This window comes from Myxococcales bacterium (assembly GCA_016712525.1).
Taxonomy (GTDB): domain Bacteria; phylum Myxococcota_A; class Polyangia; order Polyangiales; family Polyangiaceae; genus JAAFHV01.
This window is the reverse complement of sequence record JADJQX010000007.1, coordinates 829,343-846,176: the sequence shown is the minus strand read 5'-3', so window position 1 is coordinate 846,176 and position 16,834 is coordinate 829,343. Positions and strand designations below refer to the sequence as shown.

At 70.5% G+C, this 16,834-nt stretch carries 14 protein-coding genes; 5 read left to right on the top strand and 9 right to left on the bottom strand.

Annotation, left to right across the window (positions count from 1 at the left end):
- Window positions 1-24 precede the first annotated feature (24 nt).
- Window positions 25-405: a VOC family protein gene (locus IPK71_20730; GenBank protein ID MBK8216163.1), complete on the top strand. Its 381-nt coding sequence runs from the start codon at window positions 25-27 to the stop codon at window positions 403-405.
- 16 nt (window positions 406-421) lie between these two features.
- Here IPK71_20730 and hutU read toward each other — a convergent pair whose 3' ends face one another.
- A complete protein-coding gene (hutU, locus tag IPK71_20725) occupies window positions 422-2,086 on the bottom strand; it encodes a urocanate hydratase (protein ID MBK8216162.1) in 1,665 nt (554 codons plus the stop codon).
- Window positions 2,087-2,198: 112 nt separating this feature from the next.
- Window positions 2,199-2,876 (bottom strand): TetR/AcrR family transcriptional regulator, encoded by a 678-nt coding sequence (locus IPK71_20720; GenBank protein ID MBK8216161.1) that lies wholly within the window; start codon window positions 2,874-2,876, stop codon window positions 2,199-2,201.
- A 125-nt stretch (window positions 2,877-3,001) separates the two neighbouring features.
- Between IPK71_20720 and IPK71_20715 the strand changes: the two genes are divergently transcribed.
- A complete protein-coding gene (locus tag IPK71_20715; protein ID MBK8216160.1) occupies window positions 3,002-4,405 on the top strand; it encodes a cytochrome P450 in 1,404 nt (467 codons plus the stop codon).
- A 3-nt stretch (window positions 4,406-4,408) separates the two neighbouring features.
- Here the strand turns inward: IPK71_20715 and IPK71_20710 are convergent, their stop codons facing one another.
- The 3 genes from IPK71_20710 to efp form a co-directional block, all read right to left on the bottom strand.
- A complete protein-coding gene (locus IPK71_20710; GenBank protein ID MBK8216159.1) occupies window positions 4,409-5,500 on the bottom strand; it encodes a hypothetical protein in 1,092 nt (363 codons plus the stop codon).
- Between the two features lie 350 nt (window positions 5,501-5,850).
- Window positions 5,851-7,692: a GTPase HflX gene (gene hflX, locus IPK71_20705; protein MBK8216158.1), complete on the bottom strand. Its 1,842-nt coding sequence runs from the start codon at window positions 7,690-7,692 to the stop codon at window positions 5,851-5,853.
- A gap of 12 nt (window positions 7,693-7,704) precedes the next feature.
- Window positions 7,705-8,268 carry an elongation factor P gene (gene efp / locus IPK71_20700; GenBank protein MBK8216157.1) on the bottom strand — a complete coding sequence of 188 codons (564 nt, stop codon included), beginning with the start codon at window positions 8,266-8,268 and terminating at the stop codon, window positions 7,705-7,707.
- A 102-nt stretch (window positions 8,269-8,370) separates the two neighbouring features.
- Between efp and IPK71_20695 the strand changes: the two genes are divergently transcribed.
- Window positions 8,371-9,231, top strand: coding sequence for a tetratricopeptide repeat protein (locus IPK71_20695; protein ID MBK8216156.1), 861 nt, complete (start codon window positions 8,371-8,373; stop codon window positions 9,229-9,231).
- 51 nt (window positions 9,232-9,282) lie between these two features.
- A complete protein-coding gene (locus IPK71_20690; protein ID MBK8216155.1) occupies window positions 9,283-9,996 on the top strand; it encodes a DnaJ domain-containing protein in 714 nt (237 codons plus the stop codon).
- Window positions 9,997-10,020: 24 nt separating this feature from the next.
- On the opposite strand, the gene IPK71_20685 is transcribed toward IPK71_20690, so the two are convergent.
- The 3 genes from IPK71_20685 to IPK71_20675 form a co-directional block, all read right to left on the bottom strand.
- Entirely contained in the window at window positions 10,021-10,845 is an 825-nt protein-coding gene (locus IPK71_20685) for a hypothetical protein (protein ID MBK8216154.1), read from the bottom strand.
- A 94-nt stretch (window positions 10,846-10,939) separates the two neighbouring features.
- The gene (locus IPK71_20680; protein ID MBK8216153.1) at window positions 10,940-13,879 is read right to left on the bottom strand and encodes a DEAD/DEAH box helicase; all 2,940 of its coding nucleotides are present in this window, start codon (window positions 13,877-13,879) and stop codon (window positions 10,940-10,942) included.
- 3 nt (window positions 13,880-13,882) lie between these two features.
- On the bottom strand, window positions 13,883-14,524 hold the full coding sequence (locus tag IPK71_20675; GenBank protein ID MBK8216152.1) for a hypothetical protein: 642 nt from the start codon (window positions 14,522-14,524) through the stop codon (window positions 13,883-13,885).
- On the opposite strand from IPK71_20675, the gene IPK71_20670 reads away from it, so the two are divergent.
- Window positions 14,523-14,984, top strand: a complete 462-nt coding sequence (locus IPK71_20670) for a hypothetical protein (protein MBK8216151.1) — start codon at window positions 14,523-14,525, stop codon at window positions 14,982-14,984. The genes IPK71_20675 and IPK71_20670 overlap by 2 nt on opposite strands.
- A gap of 34 nt (window positions 14,985-15,018) precedes the next feature.
- Here IPK71_20670 and IPK71_20665 read toward each other — a convergent pair whose 3' ends face one another.
- Window positions 15,019-16,830, bottom strand: a complete 1,812-nt coding sequence (locus IPK71_20665; protein ID MBK8216150.1) for a hypothetical protein — start codon at window positions 16,828-16,830, stop codon at window positions 15,019-15,021.
- Window positions 16,831-16,834: the final 4 nt, after the last annotated feature.

The window sequence follows — 16,834 nt, the reverse complement described above, 5'->3', positions numbered from 1 at the left end:
AAAGGAGACAGACGGGCGACCGGCGTGGGATCCTCGGGTGTGCACGTCCACCACATCGCCTTTCGAACGCGCGATCTGCCTCGCCTCCTCGCGTTCTACCAGGACCTCCTCGGCTTCTCGATCATGCGCACGTCCCCGCGAGGCGAGTGGCTCGCCGCCGGGCAGGCCATCCTGATGCTGGAGCACGCGGAGCCCGGCGAGCCCACGGTCCCCGAAGGGTGCATGGAAGCCGTGATTTTCGCGATCGACGAGGCCGACCGGCCGGCGCTCCTCCGAAAGCTCGCGTCGCACGGCGTGAGCCTCGAGGGCTCGACGCCGTACTCGCTCTACTTTCGGGATCCCGACGGGCGCCGTGTCGGCGTCTCGCACTACCCGACGTCGTCCCTGCCGCCCATCGGCGAGTAGCCCGAGGGCCGCCGCGTCACGTCCCGGGGATGTGGGGGATGTGGACGCCGCGCTCCTTGGCGCACACGATCGCCTCTTCGTACCCGGCGTCGGCGTGCCGGACGACCCCCATGCCCGGATCGCTCGTGAGCACTCGCTCGAGGCGGGCCTCCGCCTCCGGGGTACCGTCGGCGACGACGACCATGCCGGCGTGGAGGCTCATGCCCATGCCCACCCCACCGCCGTGGTGGAACGACACCCAGCTCGCCCCCGCGGCCGTGTTCACGAGCGCGTTCAGGATGGCGAAGTCGGCGATGGCGTCGGAGCCGTCTTTCATGGCCTCGGTCTCGCGGTTGGGCGACGCCACGCTTCCGCAGTCGAGGTGGTCCCTACCGATGACGATGGGAGCCTTCACCTTGCCCTCGCGCACGAGCGCGTTGAACGCGAGCCCGATGCGCTTGCGGTCGCCGTACCCGAGCCAGCAGATGCGCGACGGGAGCCCCTGGAACTTCACCCGCTCCTCGGCCATCGTGAGCCAGCTCTGGAGGTCGGCGTCGTCCTTCATGAGCTCGCGGACGCACGCGTCGGTGACACGAATGTCCTCGGGGTCACCGGACAGCGCGGCCCAGCGAAACGGGCCCTTTCCTTCGCAGAAGAGTGGCCGGATGTACTTCGGCACGAAGCCCTCGACGTCGAAGGCGCGCTCGCAGCCGGCCTCCTTCGCGCACGCGCGGATGTTGTTGCCGTAGTCGAAGACCTCGGCGCCGCTCTTCTGGAACGCAAGCATCGCGGTGACCTCTTCGGCCATGCTGGCCTTGGCGCGCTCGACGTACCCCTCCGGGTCCTCGGCGCGGAGCTGTGCGGCTTCGTCGAGGGTGAACCCGAGCGGGATGTAGCCGTTCAGGGGGTCGTGTGCGCTCGTCTGCTCGGTGACGAAGTCGGGGATGATGCCGCGCTTCACGAGCTCGGGGTAAATCTCGGCTGCGTTGCCCAAGAGCGCGACCGACACGGGTTTGTCCTCGCCCACGGCGCGATCGATGCGTTCGAGCGCGCGATCGAGATCGTCGATGCGAACGTCGACGTAGCGGGTGTCGACGCGCTTCTGGATACGCTCGGGGGCGACCTCGACCGCGAGGCACGAGATCCCCGCCATGGTGGCCGCGAGGGGCTGCGCGCCGCCCATTCCGCCGAGGCCCGCCGTGAGCGCCCAGAGGCCCTCCTTTTTGCCTGTGCGAGCCGAGTACGCGCGCCGCGCGGCGACGAACGTCTCGTACGTACCCTGGAGGATGCCTTGGGTGCCGATGTAGATCCACGAGCCGGCCGTCATCTGGCCGTACATGGTGAGGCCGAGCGCCTCGAGCTTGCGGAAGTCGTCCCAGTTCGCCCACTTGCCTACGAGGTTCGAGTTCGCGATGAGGACACGCGGGGCGTCCTTGTGCGTGCGAAACTTGCCGACGGCCTTGCCGGACTGGACGAGCAACGTCTCGTCGTTCTCGAGGTCCCGGAGCTCGCGCACGATGACGTCGAACGCGTCCCACGAGCGCGCGGCTTTGCCGGTCCCGCCGTAGACGACGAGGTCCTCGGGGCGCTCGGCGACCTCGGGGTCGAGGTTGTTGTGCAGCATGCGCAGAGCGGCCTCTTGCACCCAGCCTTTGCACGAAATCTCAGGACCGCGGGGCGAGCGAACGACACGAGACGACACGGGGGCCTCCTACTCTTTTCGACACGGGCCGCGGCACGCCGGCCTCGACGCGTTTGTTAGTCGCCCGTGCCGGCTTCGGGAAGGGGCCTTCGCCGAAAGTGAGCGAGCGCCGCTACCTCGACCGCGCGACGCGCGCGCGCGCCTTCGAGGGCTTGCGCGGTGCGGCAGAGTCCGGCGCGTACGGCGCGAGGTAGCGTACGACGAGGTCCTGGCACTCGGTGACGATGGCCTCGCGCTCGGCGCCCTCGCGCTGCGCCGCGACGAGCGTCATGGCGCTCACGATCTCGACGAGCAGCGTGGTGACCGGCAGCCGCCGCGCGTCGGGGAGCTTCGGGAAGACCTGGCCGAGCAGGGGCGCGATCGACTGCGCGATCGCCCGATTCTCCGCCTGACCCTCGACGACCATGGCGCCCGTGAAGCTCATGCTCGCCCACACCGCGCGGAACGCCGGATCGGCGAGCGTGAACGAGAAGATGGCCCCGAGCACACGACGCACGAGCGTGTCCCAGGGTGCCGACAAGTCCTCGGCGGTGACGACCTCCGTGAGGAACGCGCGCGCCTTCTGGAAGTGCTCCTCGTGGAGGGTCTGGAAGATGGCCTCTTTGTCGCGGAAGAAGCGGTAGAGCGAGCCTATCGACGTGCCGGCCTCGTGGGCGATGGCCTCCATCGTCGCGAAGCCGAGCCCCTTCTCGGCGAAGACCTGCGCGGCGGCCTCGAGGATGCGCTCGCGGCGCTCGCGGCTCCTCTTTTGCGCGGGAACGGATCGTTCGGTCGGCTTCTCGTGGGTCACGCGGACGCCGCTCTACCACGCCCGCGCCTTCGGCGGCGAACCGGCGCGCTTGACACAACGTGAGGATTGCCTCACGTTCCATCCACAACGTGAGGATATCCTCACATTCATTCCGGAGGGACCCCATGGCGACCACACCCGCGTCCACCGCTCGAGCGACCCGCCCCCGCGCCCCGAGGGCCGAGGCCACCCCCACCGCCGAGGTGCCCGAGTACACGAGCCGCGTGCCCTATTTCGGTCACCTCCTCCGCGCGTGGCACGATCCCATCGCGCTCTTCGGTGAAGCCAAGGCCGCGCACCCCGGCGCCGTTCGGCTCGTGTTCGGGCCGCACCACTACGTCTTGGTGAGCTCTCCGGCCTCCATCAAGCACGTGCTCGTCGACAACGCCCAAGGGTACGTGAAGAGCCGAAACTACGACGGTCTCAAGGTCGTGTTCGGCCAGGGGCTGCTCACGAGCGAAGGCGATTTCTGGAAGAGGCAGCGAAGGCTCGTGCAGCCCGCCTTCCACCGGCAGAAGCTCGCGAAGCTCGCGCGCACGATGACCGAGTCGACGCGCCGCATGCTCGATCGGGCGCGCACTCACGGAGCCCCCGAGCACGTCCACGAGGCGATGATGCGCCTCACGTTCGCCATCGTCGGCCGCGCGCTCTTCTCGGTCGATCTCGAGGGCGAGGCGAGCGCCATCGGGGAGGCCCTCACGACCGGCCTCGAGTGGACGAACGACTACGCCGAGGCCCTCGTCCGGGTGCCCCCGTGGCTGCCGACGCCGAAGAACCTCGCCTTCAAGCGCGCGCTCAGGACGCTCGACGACCTCGTGCTGCGCATCGTCGACGAGCGACGAAGGCAGCCCGATCCGGGAGACGACCTGCTCGGGATGCTGCTCTCGGCCACGGACGAGACCGGCAAGGAGCGCATGTCCGACCGACAGATCCGCGACGAGTCCCTCACCCTGGTGGTCGCGGGCCACGAGACCACGGCGAGCCTGCTCGCGTTCGCGCTCTACGGCCTCGCCGAGCACCCCGCGTGGCAGGCGCGCGTGCTCGACGAGGTGCGCGAGGTCCTGGGGGATCGCGACCCGACGTTCGACGACGTGCCGAAGCTCGCCCTGACCCGCGCGGTCGTCGACGAGACGATGCGGCTCTATCCGCCCGCATGGGCGTTCGAGCGGCAGGCCTTGGAGGACGACACGATCGCCGAGGGGCGCATTCGAAAGGGCGCCATCGTCGGGGTGAGCACCTTCCTCCTCCACCGGGACCCCGAGCTCTTCCCCGAGCCCGAGGTCTTCGATCCGAACAGGTTTCTGCCTGGAGCGCCCGAGCGGCACAAGCTCGCGTACATCCCGTTCGGAGGTGGTCCGCGCACCTGCATCGGCAACACGTTCGCCATCACGGAGGCCGTGCTCGTGCTGGCCATGCTCGTGCGCGAGCTCCGCGCGGAGCGCATCCCGGGGAAGCCGCTCGTCCTCGACCCGAAGGTGACGCTCCGGCCGAAGGGCGACGTGCCCGTAAGGCTCGTCCGCCGCGCGTAGCCGTCAGAAGCGCCACTCCCCGGCGACGGCGAGCGCCGGCCCCGAGTACGAGGCCGTGAAACACGACGTGTAGCTCCCGCCGACCGTGGTCCGCGTCTCGCAGCGCGGATCCCCTTCGAGGTACGCGTAGCCTCCACCGCCCTGGACGAACGCGGCGCCGGCCCCGCGCGTCTCGGTGATGCGGTAGCGCATCGAGGCGGTGCCGCTCGCGCTGCCCATGTTGCCCCCCTCCCCGCGGACGACGAGGGCCCAACGCTCGGCCACCGGGATCTGCCCGACGACGTCCACCGAGCCGAAGGCGAACTCCTCCCGACGGACGATGATGCTCGTGCGCACCGAGAAGTAGAGCCCGTCGCGCGCGCCGATGCGCACGAAGGTGGGGGCCACGACCGAGCCGCCGCCATCGCTCTGGACGGCGGTGCCCGTGCCCGAATAGTCGTAGCTGCCGCCCTTCGGGATCTTGCCCGCGCCGAGGCCGAGGCCGATCTCGAAGAAGGTCGTGTCGATCGACGCGAGCCCGATGCCCGTGAAGGCGCCCACGGCCCCTTGTTTTCCCGTGCCGATCGCGATCGGATGGGCCTCGGCGCGCAAGGCGAACGGGGCCTCGAACCTGTGTCCGATCCCTGCGCCCGCGAGCATCCCGACGCCGAGATCGCCGACCGTGAGGAAGGCCGCGCCGCCGAGGGAGAGCTCGGTCACGTCGCCGACCCGAGGGGGCGCGATGAGCTTCGGACGCTCGGCGGGCTCGGGGGTCCGCGCGGCTTGCCCCCCGCTGGGAGCTTGCACCGACGGAGGCAACGGCCCCAGGGCGCGAAGGGCACCGAGGGGGCGCGCCTCGGTCCGCGTGAGCTCGACCCAGGGTTTGCCCGCGCGCGCGAAGAGGCCCGCGGCCTCGCCGTCGGTCGGGATGCGCCCGAGGAGGACGGGCTCCGGCTCGAGCCCGACCACGGCCACCCCGTCGTCTCCGCACGCCACGTACACGCGCGACTCGACGACGAGCACCGCGCGGCCCTCGCAGCCGAGGGCGACCTCGCGCACCTCGGCGCCTCGAGGGATCCTCAGCACCGGCCCCTTGGCCACGATCGCCTCACTCACGCCTTTGGAATCGGCGGCGGGCGCAGAGGCACGGGGCGGCTCGGCCGTGCCCGCTCTCACGGGCGCTCCCGGGGGCGCCGGCGCGGCAGGAGCAGCACCCGCGGGCGGAGCCTCGTCGGCGCGCGCCGACGACGCGGCAAAGAGGAGCCCCAACGCAACAATCGATGAAGTGGTTGAACGAGCAAACATGTTTACCAGCATGCACCCTCCCGACGACGAAGCAACCCAACGAATCGAAATCCTTCACGAATTTCGGCGTTTGTGTTCACACCCCCGGTGTGGCTTGGGGTTCACGTCGCCCCTCCGGCCTGGGGCGACGGGGGCCCGTGGACCTCGAGACTACCTTCGGCTCAGCTCGGGCGGGGAGCTTTGCGCACGCGTCGGTTCGCGGCGCGGAGCATGTCCTCGACGGTCGACAGGTCGCCGCCTTCGTCCACCGCTCCCTCGTCGCCCACGTCCGGCAGCTCGCGCGCCGAGCGGACCTCCTCGGGCACCAGCGCGGGCCCCTTGGCGGCCTCGTCCCAACGCGACGCGAGGGCCTCGGCGACGCGGACCAGCAGCTCGCGCGTCGACTCGCGCTGGGTGGCCGAGAGCAGCACGTCGCCGGGGTGGGTCTTCGCGAGGATAGCCCGCTCGAACGGCTCGAGCAGGTCGACCTTGTTCCACACGACGAGGCGCGGAAGATCCTGGAGGCCGAGCTCCTCGAGCAGCTCGCACGTGGTACGGACGTGATCGTCACGCCCGGGATCGCTCGCGTCGACCACGTGGAGCAAAAGATCGGCGTCGGCCGCCTCCTCGAAGGTGGCGCGGAAGGCGGCGAAGAGGTCCTTGGGCAGATCGCGGATGAAGCCCACCGTGTCGGTGACGACCACCTCGCGTTCGCCCCACCCCGCCCAGCCGACGCGCAGCACACGCGACCGTGTGTCGAGGGTCGCGAAGAGCTTGTCCTCGGCGAGCACGCTCGCGCCCGTGAGCGTGTTGAGGAGCGTGCTCTTCCCCGCGTTCGTGTAGCCCACCACGGCGACCGTGGGGATCGGGATCCGCGTGCGCTTCTTGCGGCGCTCCTCGCGACGCCTCTCGAGCTTCGCGAGCTCGGACTCGAGGTGGGAGACCCGCTCCTTGGCGCGACGACGCCCGATCTCGAGGGTGGTCTCGCCGGGGCCACGACCGCCGATACCGCCCGTGAGGCGCGAGAGGGCGTCGTCTTTCTGGGCGAGGCGCGGGAGGCTGTATTTGAGCTGCGCGAGCTCGACCTGGAGCTTGCCGTCACGCCCCTCGGCCCGCTGGGCGAAGATGTCCAAGATGAGCTGCGTGCGATCGATGACCTTGAGGTCGCTCACCCTCGCCACGGCCGCGGCCTGCGCGGGCGACAGGTTTTGATCGAAGACGATGACCTCGGCGTCCTTGTCGATCGCGCGGAGGATCACGTCGTCGAGCTTGCCCTTCCCCATGACGTACTTCGGGTCGAAGGCGTCGCGGATCTGGACGATCGCGTCGGTCACCTCGACCCCGGCCGTTCGTGAGAGCTCGCGGAGCTCACGCATGCTCGCCTCGGCCTCGCGGACGAGATCGCTCTTTTTGAGCTCGCCCGCGCGTGTGCTCGCGACGTGGACGAGGATGGCGCGGCCGTCTTTGGCGCGCACCTCGCGGCTCCGGGAGCGCTTCGCGAACTCGGCCTCGAGCGAGGCCATGAGCTCGCCCACGTCGACCTTCTGCTGCGAGAGCGGCAGCATCGGGACCTCGCGGTACGGGAGCTCGTCGTCACCGCCGTACGTGGGGACGTTGTAGGCGTAGGACACACCCCGAGGCTCGCCGCTCGGGGCCATGTGGATGGCGCAGACGAGGTCCAAGCGGAGGCGCACGAGGTCGACGAAATCGTCCTTCGTGAGGGGCTCCCCGCGCACGTGGGTGTGCACGAGCCGCACACCGCGGAAGCGCCCTTGGGCCGCGCGGAGGCGCCCGATGTCGGGGAGCATGAGGCGACCCGCGTCACCCACCACCACCGTGTCGATCGTGCCCGAGCGATGCACGAGGGCCCCCACCTGGCGCCCCGTCTCGAACGAGACGTCCGTCATGGCCCGAACGAGCTCGGGCGTCGCCAGCGTATCTGCGGGTACGCGACGACGCCCGATGCGCTCGAGAGCGCGGACGTGGGCCGGCGAGAGGCCGGTCTTGTTGCCGAAGATCTCGATGGGAGGCGCCTACTACTTGTTGACGCGCTCGAGGTACTGTCCGGTCGACGTGTCGACCTTGATCCACTCGCCCTCTTTGATGAAGAGCGGGACGTTGACCGTGGTGCCCGTCGCGAGCGTGGCGGGCTTGGTCGCGCCGCTGGCCGTGTCGCCCTTGACGCCCGGCTCCGAGCTCACGACCTGCATGACCACGTTCGGGGGCATGTCGATGCCGATGGGGTTGCCGTTGAAGAGCGTCACCTCGACCTCGAGGCCCTCCGAGAGGAAGCGCTGCTCGTCGCCGACCTTGTTCTTCTCGAGGTAGATCTGGTCGCCGGTGTTCGGGTCCATGAAGACGAAGCTCTCGCCCTCGGACCACGAGTACGTCATCGTGCGGTCCTCGACGTCGGCGAGCTCCACCGAATCACCGCTCTTCCAGGTACGCTCGACCACGTTGCCGTTCGTGAGGTTTCGGACGCGGCAGCGCGTGAAGGACTGGCCCTTGCCCGGCTTGACGAACTGGTGATCGACGATGTGGTAAGGCACTCCGTCGATCTGAATCTTGAGGCCTTTGCGGATATCGGTGGTGGATGCCATGCGGGGGCGGGACGTAGCACTTTGCGCGAGCGCCCGCAAACGCGAAAAAGCCCCGGCGCGAGGATCTGCGCCCCGCCCTGTGCTATGGGGCCCTCGCCGATGTTGCACGAGACCGACGAGGAGCTGCGCGAGATCAAGCGCGAGATCATCGAGTCGCGGGGGCTCGTCATCAAGACGAACAACCTCACGAACGCCCTCTCGGCCGACATCAAGTCGATCGCCAAGCGCCAACAGAGCTACGAGCGGAAGCTCTCGTGGAACAGCGCGACGGCGTACGTCGTGTTCGTCTTCGTGGTTTTCGCCGCGCTGAAGCTCGCGTGGGACGCCCGCGTCGACCAGGTGCGCGCCGAGACCGACACCCGAGGCCAGGAGAACGACCGCCTCCGCAAGGAGGTCCGCGACGCCCAGAAGCGCGAGGAGGATCGCCTGCGCGCCGAGGCCAAGGCGGCCCAGTATTACGAGCTCGTGCGGCAGAACAAGCGCTCCGAGCTCGTCGAGGCGTTCGAGTCCATCAAGAAGGAGCCCCTGAGCCGCGCCGAGCTCGCCATGTTCACGGATGCGGCCGATCGCGCGAAGAACGAGCTCTCGGCCCAGGTGTACGGCCAGGCGATGGAGAAGCTGCGGGCCAAGCGCTGGCAAGAGGCCGCGAGCCTCTTCGAGGAGTCGCTCCGCCTCAAGGACGACTCGTCCATCACGCCGTCGGTGAAGCTCGGGCTCGCGCAGTCGTACCGTGGCCTCGGGCGCCACAAGGACGCCATCCCGATCCTCACGCAGCTCGCCGACAACACGGTCGACCGCGAGGTGTGCGACGACGCGCTCTACTTCCTCGCGATGTCCCAGACGGACCTCGAGGCCTGGAACGACGCCAAGAACACCTGGCGCACCATGCTCCGCCGCTTCCCCGACTCGCGGTACGCCGCGGAGGGGCGTATCTACCTAAAATCACTAGAGATTCTTCACTAGGCCGGGGTCGCGAACTTGGCCCGGTGCGCCGCCTTCGGGTACCGCTCGGGCATGCAGCTTCCCGGTCGGCTCTCCGCGACGACGCTCGGTGACGTGCTTGGGGCGCTCCATCGTGAGCGTGCGAGCGGCGCCCTCGAAATCGTAGAACGTACGGGCCGCATCCACCGGGTGCACGTGGCCGCAGGGCTCGTGTCGGCCGTCGAGCTCGACCGGTCGTCCCCTTCCCTCGCGGACGTGCTGCGGCAAGAGGACTCGCTCGACGAGGCGACCCTGCGAAGGTCCCTGCTCCGCGCGCTCGCGCAGAACCGACTGCACGGCGAGGTGCTGGTGACCGAGTTTCGCCTGTCGCCGGAGGTCGTCGGTCGAGCCGTGCGCACCCAGCTCCGCCACAGGCTGACCGCGCTCGAGAACGTGCCGGACGCCGAGCTACGGTTCCGCGTGGCCATTCGCACGCCCCGCGAGGCGCTCCGCCCCGCCCTCCTCCCGGAGGTCTTCCTGCACGGCCGACGGAGGCTGCGTGACAGGCTCGAGAAGAGCCCCATCGCGCCGGCCGCTCGGGCGACCGAGAGCGCCGAGCAGAGGGCCGCCCGTAGGACGCTCGGGCTGTCGTCCTACGCGACGAAGGACGAGGTCAAGCGCGCCTACCGCGACCTCGTCCGGACGACCCATCCCGACCTCCACCCACGAGCGAGCGCCGAGGAGCGCCGCGAGCTCTCGCGCAGGCTCCACGAGATCACGTCAGCGTACCAGACGCTCGTCGCCTGAGGCTCGGGTGTTCGGGTTTCCGGCTTAGAACCCCGCGCAGGCCGCGGGGACGTTCCGGCCCGCGAGGAGGCCCCGGATGAGCCCGGCCTCGGGCGCGGTACCGCTCGGACCGACCTGCTTCGCGAGCGCCGAGCACTGCGCGGCGGCGTTTCGGAGGAGGCCGGCCTCGGGAGAGAGCCCGAGCCGCGTCGCCTCGGAGTTGAGGACGTTGCAGCACTGGAGGAGCCGGGCGACGTTGCCCGACACGCCCGTCCCCGAGGTCGCGCCCTTCACGCCGGGGTCGTCGATCGTCGCGTAGAGGCGCGTCTCCTCGTAGTCGGGGCAGCCGTTCGCGAGCGTGCGGCACGAGGCCTCGGCGCACGAGAGCGCGCCGTTCGTGTCGCGGCACACCTTGTGCGCAGCGCAGGCGCCGGGCGTCACGTCGACCGCGGCCTCGTTCGCGCGCACGCACACTTTCCCGGCGAGCCGATACCGCTGCGCCGAGGCGGGAGCCTCCGCGAGGGTCGCCGTGACGGTCTCGTTCGCCTTACGTTTCCCGACCTCGTCGACGTACGTGAGCGACGCCGACCCGAACGCGGGGACCTGGGCGCACGCCGTGATCGTGATCTGCGCGAGCGGCGACGTGCACGCCGGGTCGGAGTACACGCCCTCGAACGACCAGCTCGGCGTGGGCGACAGGGCGCACCCGGCACACGAGGCGAGATCGACCGGCTTCGGCGTGGACGGCGCAGGCGCCGACGCCTCTTCGACGACCACCGGAGCGGGAGGTGGCGGGTTCTTGCAGGCAAGGAGCCCGGAGGCGACGACGAGCCCGAGGAGCGTGGGGACGGAACCGAAGCTTCTGCTCATGGCCGTCACCCTAGTGCACCCCCGCGGGAGGGCGAAGGGCTACGGTCATCGTCCCGCGAGCTTTGCCTCCCGGCGAGCTCCTGCGCGCGGCCGCTCACGCGAGGAGCGCGAGCAGGTCGTCGCGTGTGAGGCCCACGGCGGCACCCCCGTCGCCGACCGCGGCCTCCGCGAGCGCGCGCTTCTTCTCTTTGAGCTCGAGCATGCGCTCTTCGACGGTGTCTCGGACGACGAGCCTGTGCACGAAGACGGGTTTGTCTTGGCCGATGCGGTGCGCGCGATCGGCCGCCTGCTCCTCGACCGCAGGGTTCCACCACGGGTCGACGAGGAACACGTGATCGGCCGCCGTGAGGTTCAACCCCACGCCTCCGGCCTTGAGGGACAGGAGCAGGACGTCGGGCCCGTCCTCGGCCTGGAAGGCGCGCACGACCGCCTCACGGTCCTTCGTTCCGCCGTCGAGGCGCGTGAAGGAGATGCCCTCCTCGCGGAGACGAGGCTCGACGAGATCGAGCAGGCTCGTCCACTGCGAGAACACGAGGGCGCGGTTGCGCGACGCGGCGAGCGTCCCGAGCTCGGCCACCAAGCGATCGACCTTGGACGACGAGGCCGCGGTCCGCCCGGGGAGGAGCGCCGCATGGCACGCGGCCTGACGCAGCCGAAGGAGCGCCTCGAGGGCCTCCATCACGCTGAGGCCCGCGCCCATCCGCTCGACCAGGTCCTTGCGTGTGGCCGCGCGCACGGCGTCGTAGGTCGCACGCTCGGTCTCGTCGAGCTCGACGTAGTGCACGTCGTCGGTCCGGGGCGGAAGGTCGCGGGCGACGTCCGACTTCTTGCGCCGAAGGAAGAACGGGCGAATGCGCTCTCGAAGCTTCGCGGTCGCCGTAGCGTCCCCGGTGGCGACGGGCTCCGCGAAGCGTGTGCGGAAGTCGGCGAGGCCGCCGAGCAGACCAGGGTTCGCGAAGTGGGAGAGGCTGTAGAGCTCCTCCAGGCGATTTTCGACCGGGGTGCCCGAGAGCGCGAGACGAAAGGCCGACGGCACCGCATAGGCCGCCCTCGCCGTCTGGCTGTCGGGGTTCTTGATGGCCTGCGCCTCGTCGAGCACGACGGCGTCCCAGGCGACCTCGGAGAGCGCCGCGAGGTCGGAGCGGAGCGTCCCGTACGAGGTGAGCGTGACGTCGGCGCGCGGGTCGAGCGCGCGCTTCGGGCCGTGGTAGGTCCCCACCCGGAGACCGGGCCGAAACTTCCCGATTTCTGCCGACCAATTAAAGAGAACGCTCGTTGGGCATACAACAAGCGTTCTTCCTCGGACCGCGGCCAGCGTCTGGAGCGTCTTGCCGAGGCCCATGTCGTCGGCGAGGATCCCGCCGAGCCCCGCCTTTTGAAGGAAGCCGAGCCACGCGACCCCTTCGAGTTGGTAGGGCCGAAGCTCGGCGGTGAGGTCGTCGGGCAGGTCGGGGGGCGGCAGCGACGAGAACCCCTCGACGAGTGGCCGCAGGGCCTCGAGCCCCGGAGGCGGCGGATAGTCGAGGCTCTCGCAGAGCCTCGCGAGCGCCGGGACCCCGATCTTGGCGACGGTGCCGTCGTCCCTGCGAGCGGCGAGGATATCGGCGAGGAGGCTGCCATGTTTGGAGAGCCACCCCGACGGGAGCTCGGCGAACCCACCGCCCACGAGCGGGACCATGGAGAAGCCGTCCGCGTGGGCCCGCAGCACCGCGCCGACGTCGGCCTCGCGATGCCCGGACTCGCCGCCCTCGCGCTCGTCGTCGGTCTCGAACGCGACGTGCACCTTGTCTCCCGAGACGACGACCTTGGGCACGAGCACCGACTTGCCGAGGAGCCCCTCGGGATCGTCCACGCCGCTCGAGAAGGCCTTGAGGCGCGCGGCGAACGCGAGCGACTCGCGCCCCTCGAAGTCGACGCGACGTCCGACGACGAGTGAGAGCTTCTCGCGGAGGTCCGCCGCGAGCTTCTTTTCACGAGCGACGTCTCGCACGGGCACGTCCCCTCCCAAGTGCACGAGGGTCTCGCCATCGACACGCGCGACGGGGGGATCCCCGTAGACGATGGTGGGGAGCACGGAGAGCGAGAAGAACCCTTGCGAGAGCTCGAACGCGAGCCGTGGACGCGTCCGGGACGCGCTCCTCCCCGGGACGCGCTTCGTGCGCACGACGACGTCGATCCGCCCTTCCAGCGCGGGGAGCACCTCGGCGGCAAGCGTCCCGAGCTCGTGGGCCGAGAAGGCGCGAACGCTCGGGAGCTTCTCGAGTCGCTCGCCGGACAGCTCGCGCTCGCCGATCGGCCGGAGCCGGTCACCCGTGCGCACGACACCGAAGGCTACGACCTCGTCGACGCCCCTCGGGCGCTCGACACGAACCGTGACGCCTCCGTCCTTGCCGTCCGTGACGACGACGCGAGGCAGCACGGGCTCGCCGCTCGTACGCACGGGGGACGCGTCGAGGCGGACGTCGCTCGACGATTCGAGGAGCTCGAGCAGCTTGTCGAGCTTCGCGAGCGGCACGATCCCGCGCGGAAAGCCCTGCGCCATCCGATCGATGGCCATGTCGTCGTGGGTGGCGAGGAGCGACCTATCCGTGAGGACGCGCGACGCCAAGGTCCCCTCGAGCCGGCTCTCGCCACCGCCGCTCCCGACGAGGACGCGGCCGAACAGGAGCGTCGCGTCGCGTCGCGCGAACCTGTACCCGACGTGGGTGGTCGACGCCTTCGGCGGTGCTGCGGCGACGTCTTCGGGCACCTGCGCGACCGCCTCGACCGCGCCCCCTTGCTCGAGGGCGATCGCGGCCGCCGCGACGTGTGCACACGGATCGACCTTCGCGTCGCAGTCGCAGGACCACTCGTTCTCCTCGAGGTAGAGCGTCACCGTGGGTGCGACCGGCCGCTCCTTGGCGCGCACACGCGCCGTAGCCTCGGTGGGCGAGCGCGCGCCGAAGGTCACCGCCCCCTCGCGCACGAGGCGCACGCCGGTCGACCAGGTGCCCGGGAGGCTCGCCGCCCGTACCGCCGCGAGGAAACCTGCCATGGCCTACTTGTGGCGGGGGGCGGTCGTGCAGAGCACGTCGCTCGGGTCACGTGTACTCTGCAAACACTGAGCGTGGCTGTCGTTGCAGCGCACGACCAAGACCCCGTGCGACAGGAGCTGCGCGTGGGCGACACCGGCGCGCTGCACGACGGCGCGGGTCGGCGTCTCGGCGGAGCACCCTGCAGACATCAGGAGATCGATCTGGCGGCCCGCGCCGACGAGCTCGACGCGGTTCAAGCGGCCCTTCTCCGGTCCCGAGTCCATCGAGAGCACGATGGGTCCGAGCTTTCGCTGGAGATCTTTCACGAAGGGGTCGTCGACCGGCGCGTCGTCGGGGTGGGGTGCGCGCATGGCGGCCATGTAGGCGATCGCCTTCATTTGGACCTCTTGCGGCATGCCTGCGCCCACGGTCGGGCTCGTCTTGGGGACCGGGCGCTCGGGCATGGGAGCGGCTTGGGCGTCGGCCTTGGGGGGCGAAGCGTCGACGATCGCCGATGCGGGCGACGACGGCGACGACGCCGCGCTCACGGGCGCCGATGCGGCAGCCGAGCTCGACGGGGCCGGTTGTTTTTTTTGGTCGTCGCAGCCCGCGAGCGGAGGGACGAAGAGGACAAGGAGCCCGAGGGCGCATAGGATCCGACCCATGGCACTCCGACTAGCACGAACCACGGCGGCGCGGTGGGCCGTCGCCTCGGGCGTCGGTGCGGGGCTCGCGTTCGTCTTCGCGGTGCGCGAACGGCCAGCGTGGGCGTCGAGCCCCGAAGCGCCGTCCGTGGTCGCTCAGGTCCAGTGCGACAAGGCCACGGAGCCCGGACGCGTACGCTGCGGCGTCGACGTGAGGCCCACCGATCGCCAGAAGCTCGTATGGGCCGACGTCTCGGTGGTGCGCGCGCCCTCGTTCTCGTCGGCCCTCCGAGGACGGGTGGGCCCAGGGGAGGCGACCGCCCGTGACGCCACGGGGTACCGCTTCGCGCTCGCGCTCGTGGCTCGGATCAACGGCAAGGGCCCCCTCGTCCTGCGCGTTCGCGCGGTCACGTGCTCCGACGGGGACGGGTGTCGTGCCTCGTCCGTGGAGGTGTCGACCGAGCTCTCCGTAGGGCCGTGACGCGAGGTCGGAGGCGGTGCGAAAGGGACCCGCGCTACGGGAGCGTGGCGACCACGGCCTTCCCTCCGACCAAACACGCGACGCGAGCGCCGTCGGGGCTCGGCGTGCAACCCCAGACGTCCCCCGTGAGCGACGGGCTCGACAAAAGCTTAACCTTTCCGGACACTTGAAGAGCCACACCGAACGGCGTCCCCAGGGCGACGACGCTGCCGGTAGCCCCGCCCGCGCCGCCGAGGGCGCCACCCGAGCCGCCCGGGCGCGGGAGCAGCTCGGCCGACGTGAGGTCGGCGCGAACGAGGATCGGAACACCGGCGACGAAGAGCTCCACGCCGGCTGGACCGACGGCGATGGGTGTGGCCGCGACCGGCTGTCCGCGAGAGGTCGTACAGGTCGGCCCGAGGTCGGGCGCGACCGGGAGGACGACGTCGTGTGCGTCTCCTGCGGGGTCGTTGGGAGCGGGGGCGAAGGTCGCGCGGAGCGGACCGCCTCGGCACGCGTCGTACACCTCGACCAGGCGCGCGCCCCCCTTCGCGACCACCGCGGAGGGCCATGGAGGATCGGGGCTGCGGGTCTCTTCGCGTGTGGAGAGATCGACCTCGACGATGCCCTCGCCCGTCACGATCGACAGGGCATCGGCGCGACGAAACGAGAGCGGGGAGAACGCGGGAACGTGCCGCTTCGGTGCGAGCGGCGATGGGCCGAGGACCTTCACGTCGCGGGGAGCGACGAGCTCCACCACGGACTCGACGGCCTTGCGGGCCTCGACGTCTCGCTCGTTCGTGCGGCGGACGAAGGGGCCGCCGAGTCGGCCGCGTGCGCGGAGCGCGTGGAAGGCGCGGCCCGCCGAGGCCTGCGCGAGGGTCTCGGCCACGGCGAGATCTCCGAGGGCGTCGTCGGCGGCGCAGCGTGGCCCCGCGACGGGGCGAAAATCAGCGACCCGCGCGCCGGGCAGATCGGGGCAAATCGCGCGGACGAGAGCCGTGACCGCCTCGACCTCGACGAGCACGTCGTCGGCCGGCTCTCGGCGACGCGCGCGGGCGAGCGCTCGGGACGCGAGCGCGCCGAGCGACTTCCTCGGCTCCTCGGGATCACGCGCGAGCCCCGCGGGGCGGTCGAGGAAGGTGAAGCGTGCGGCTGCGCGTTCCCCCTGCTCGAACGCCACGGCGACATCGGCGACTCCATCGCCGTCGACGTCGGGTACGGAGAGCCCGACACCGAGCGGTGGGCGCTCGGGCGGATCGGCGACGTCGAGCTCGAGCCTCACCTTGGGGCTCGCCCCTCCCTTCCCGTCGACGAGCTCGACGAGCGCGACGTGACGCGCCCCTTGCGTCGCGTCCGCCGCGCGGAGCCCGAGGGTCACGGCGAACGAGGCTTTGCCGAGCCTGCGGAGATCGTGCGCAGCCTCCGCGCGTGGGCTCGCCTTCAACGTGGACGTCACGAGCTCGACGGGCCCTGGACGTGCCGTGCCGTAGAGGTACGCGGACAGCTTCGCGGGCTCGGCGAAGCTCCTCACCACGACGAGCGCGTCCTCGGCGGAGTCACCGTCGACGTCGCCGAACAGCCCCTGCTCGAAGTACGTCCCGTCCGGCGCACGAAGAGCGCGACCTCCGTGCTCCCAGGTCGTGGCCATTTTCGGAGGAGCGTCTCCGGGCGACGCGTCGGCGAAAACCGAGGGTACCGCCGAAGGCGACACGCTCGCCGTCGCGGCATCGGGCTCGCCCCCGTCGATGCCGTAGGGCACGTACGGGCGATCCCCTCGGCACCGACCGCATCCGGCGACGAGCGCCACGAGCGCCACGAGCCCATGGAAACGGTGGAGTCGAGCCTTCGAAGCGCGGAGGGTCACGCCG

Excerpts from the sequence above, each read along its gene's own strand:
- IPK71_20685 (MBK8216154.1), bottom strand. The coding sequence starts at position 10,845 with ATGAGCAGAAGCTTCGGTTCCGTCCCCACGCTCCTCGGGCTCGTCGTC.
- IPK71_20670 (MBK8216151.1), top strand. The coding sequence starts at position 14,523 with ATGGCACTCCGACTAGCACGAACCACGGCGGCGCGGTGGGCCGTCGCC.
- efp (MBK8216157.1), bottom strand. The coding sequence starts at position 8,268 with ATGGCATCCACCACCGATATCCGCAAAGGCCTCAAGATTCAGATCGAC.
- IPK71_20675 (MBK8216152.1), bottom strand. The coding sequence starts at position 14,524 with ATGGGTCGGATCCTATGCGCCCTCGGGCTCCTTGTCCTCTTCGTCCCT.
- IPK71_20680 (MBK8216153.1), bottom strand. The coding sequence starts at position 13,879 with ATGGCAGGTTTCCTCGCGGCGGTACGGGCGGCGAGCCTCCCGGGCACC.
- IPK71_20690 (MBK8216155.1), top strand. The coding sequence starts at position 9,283 with ATGCAGCTTCCCGGTCGGCTCTCCGCGACGACGCTCGGTGACGTGCTT.
- IPK71_20715 (MBK8216160.1), top strand. The coding sequence starts at position 3,002 with ATGGCGACCACACCCGCGTCCACCGCTCGAGCGACCCGCCCCCGCGCC.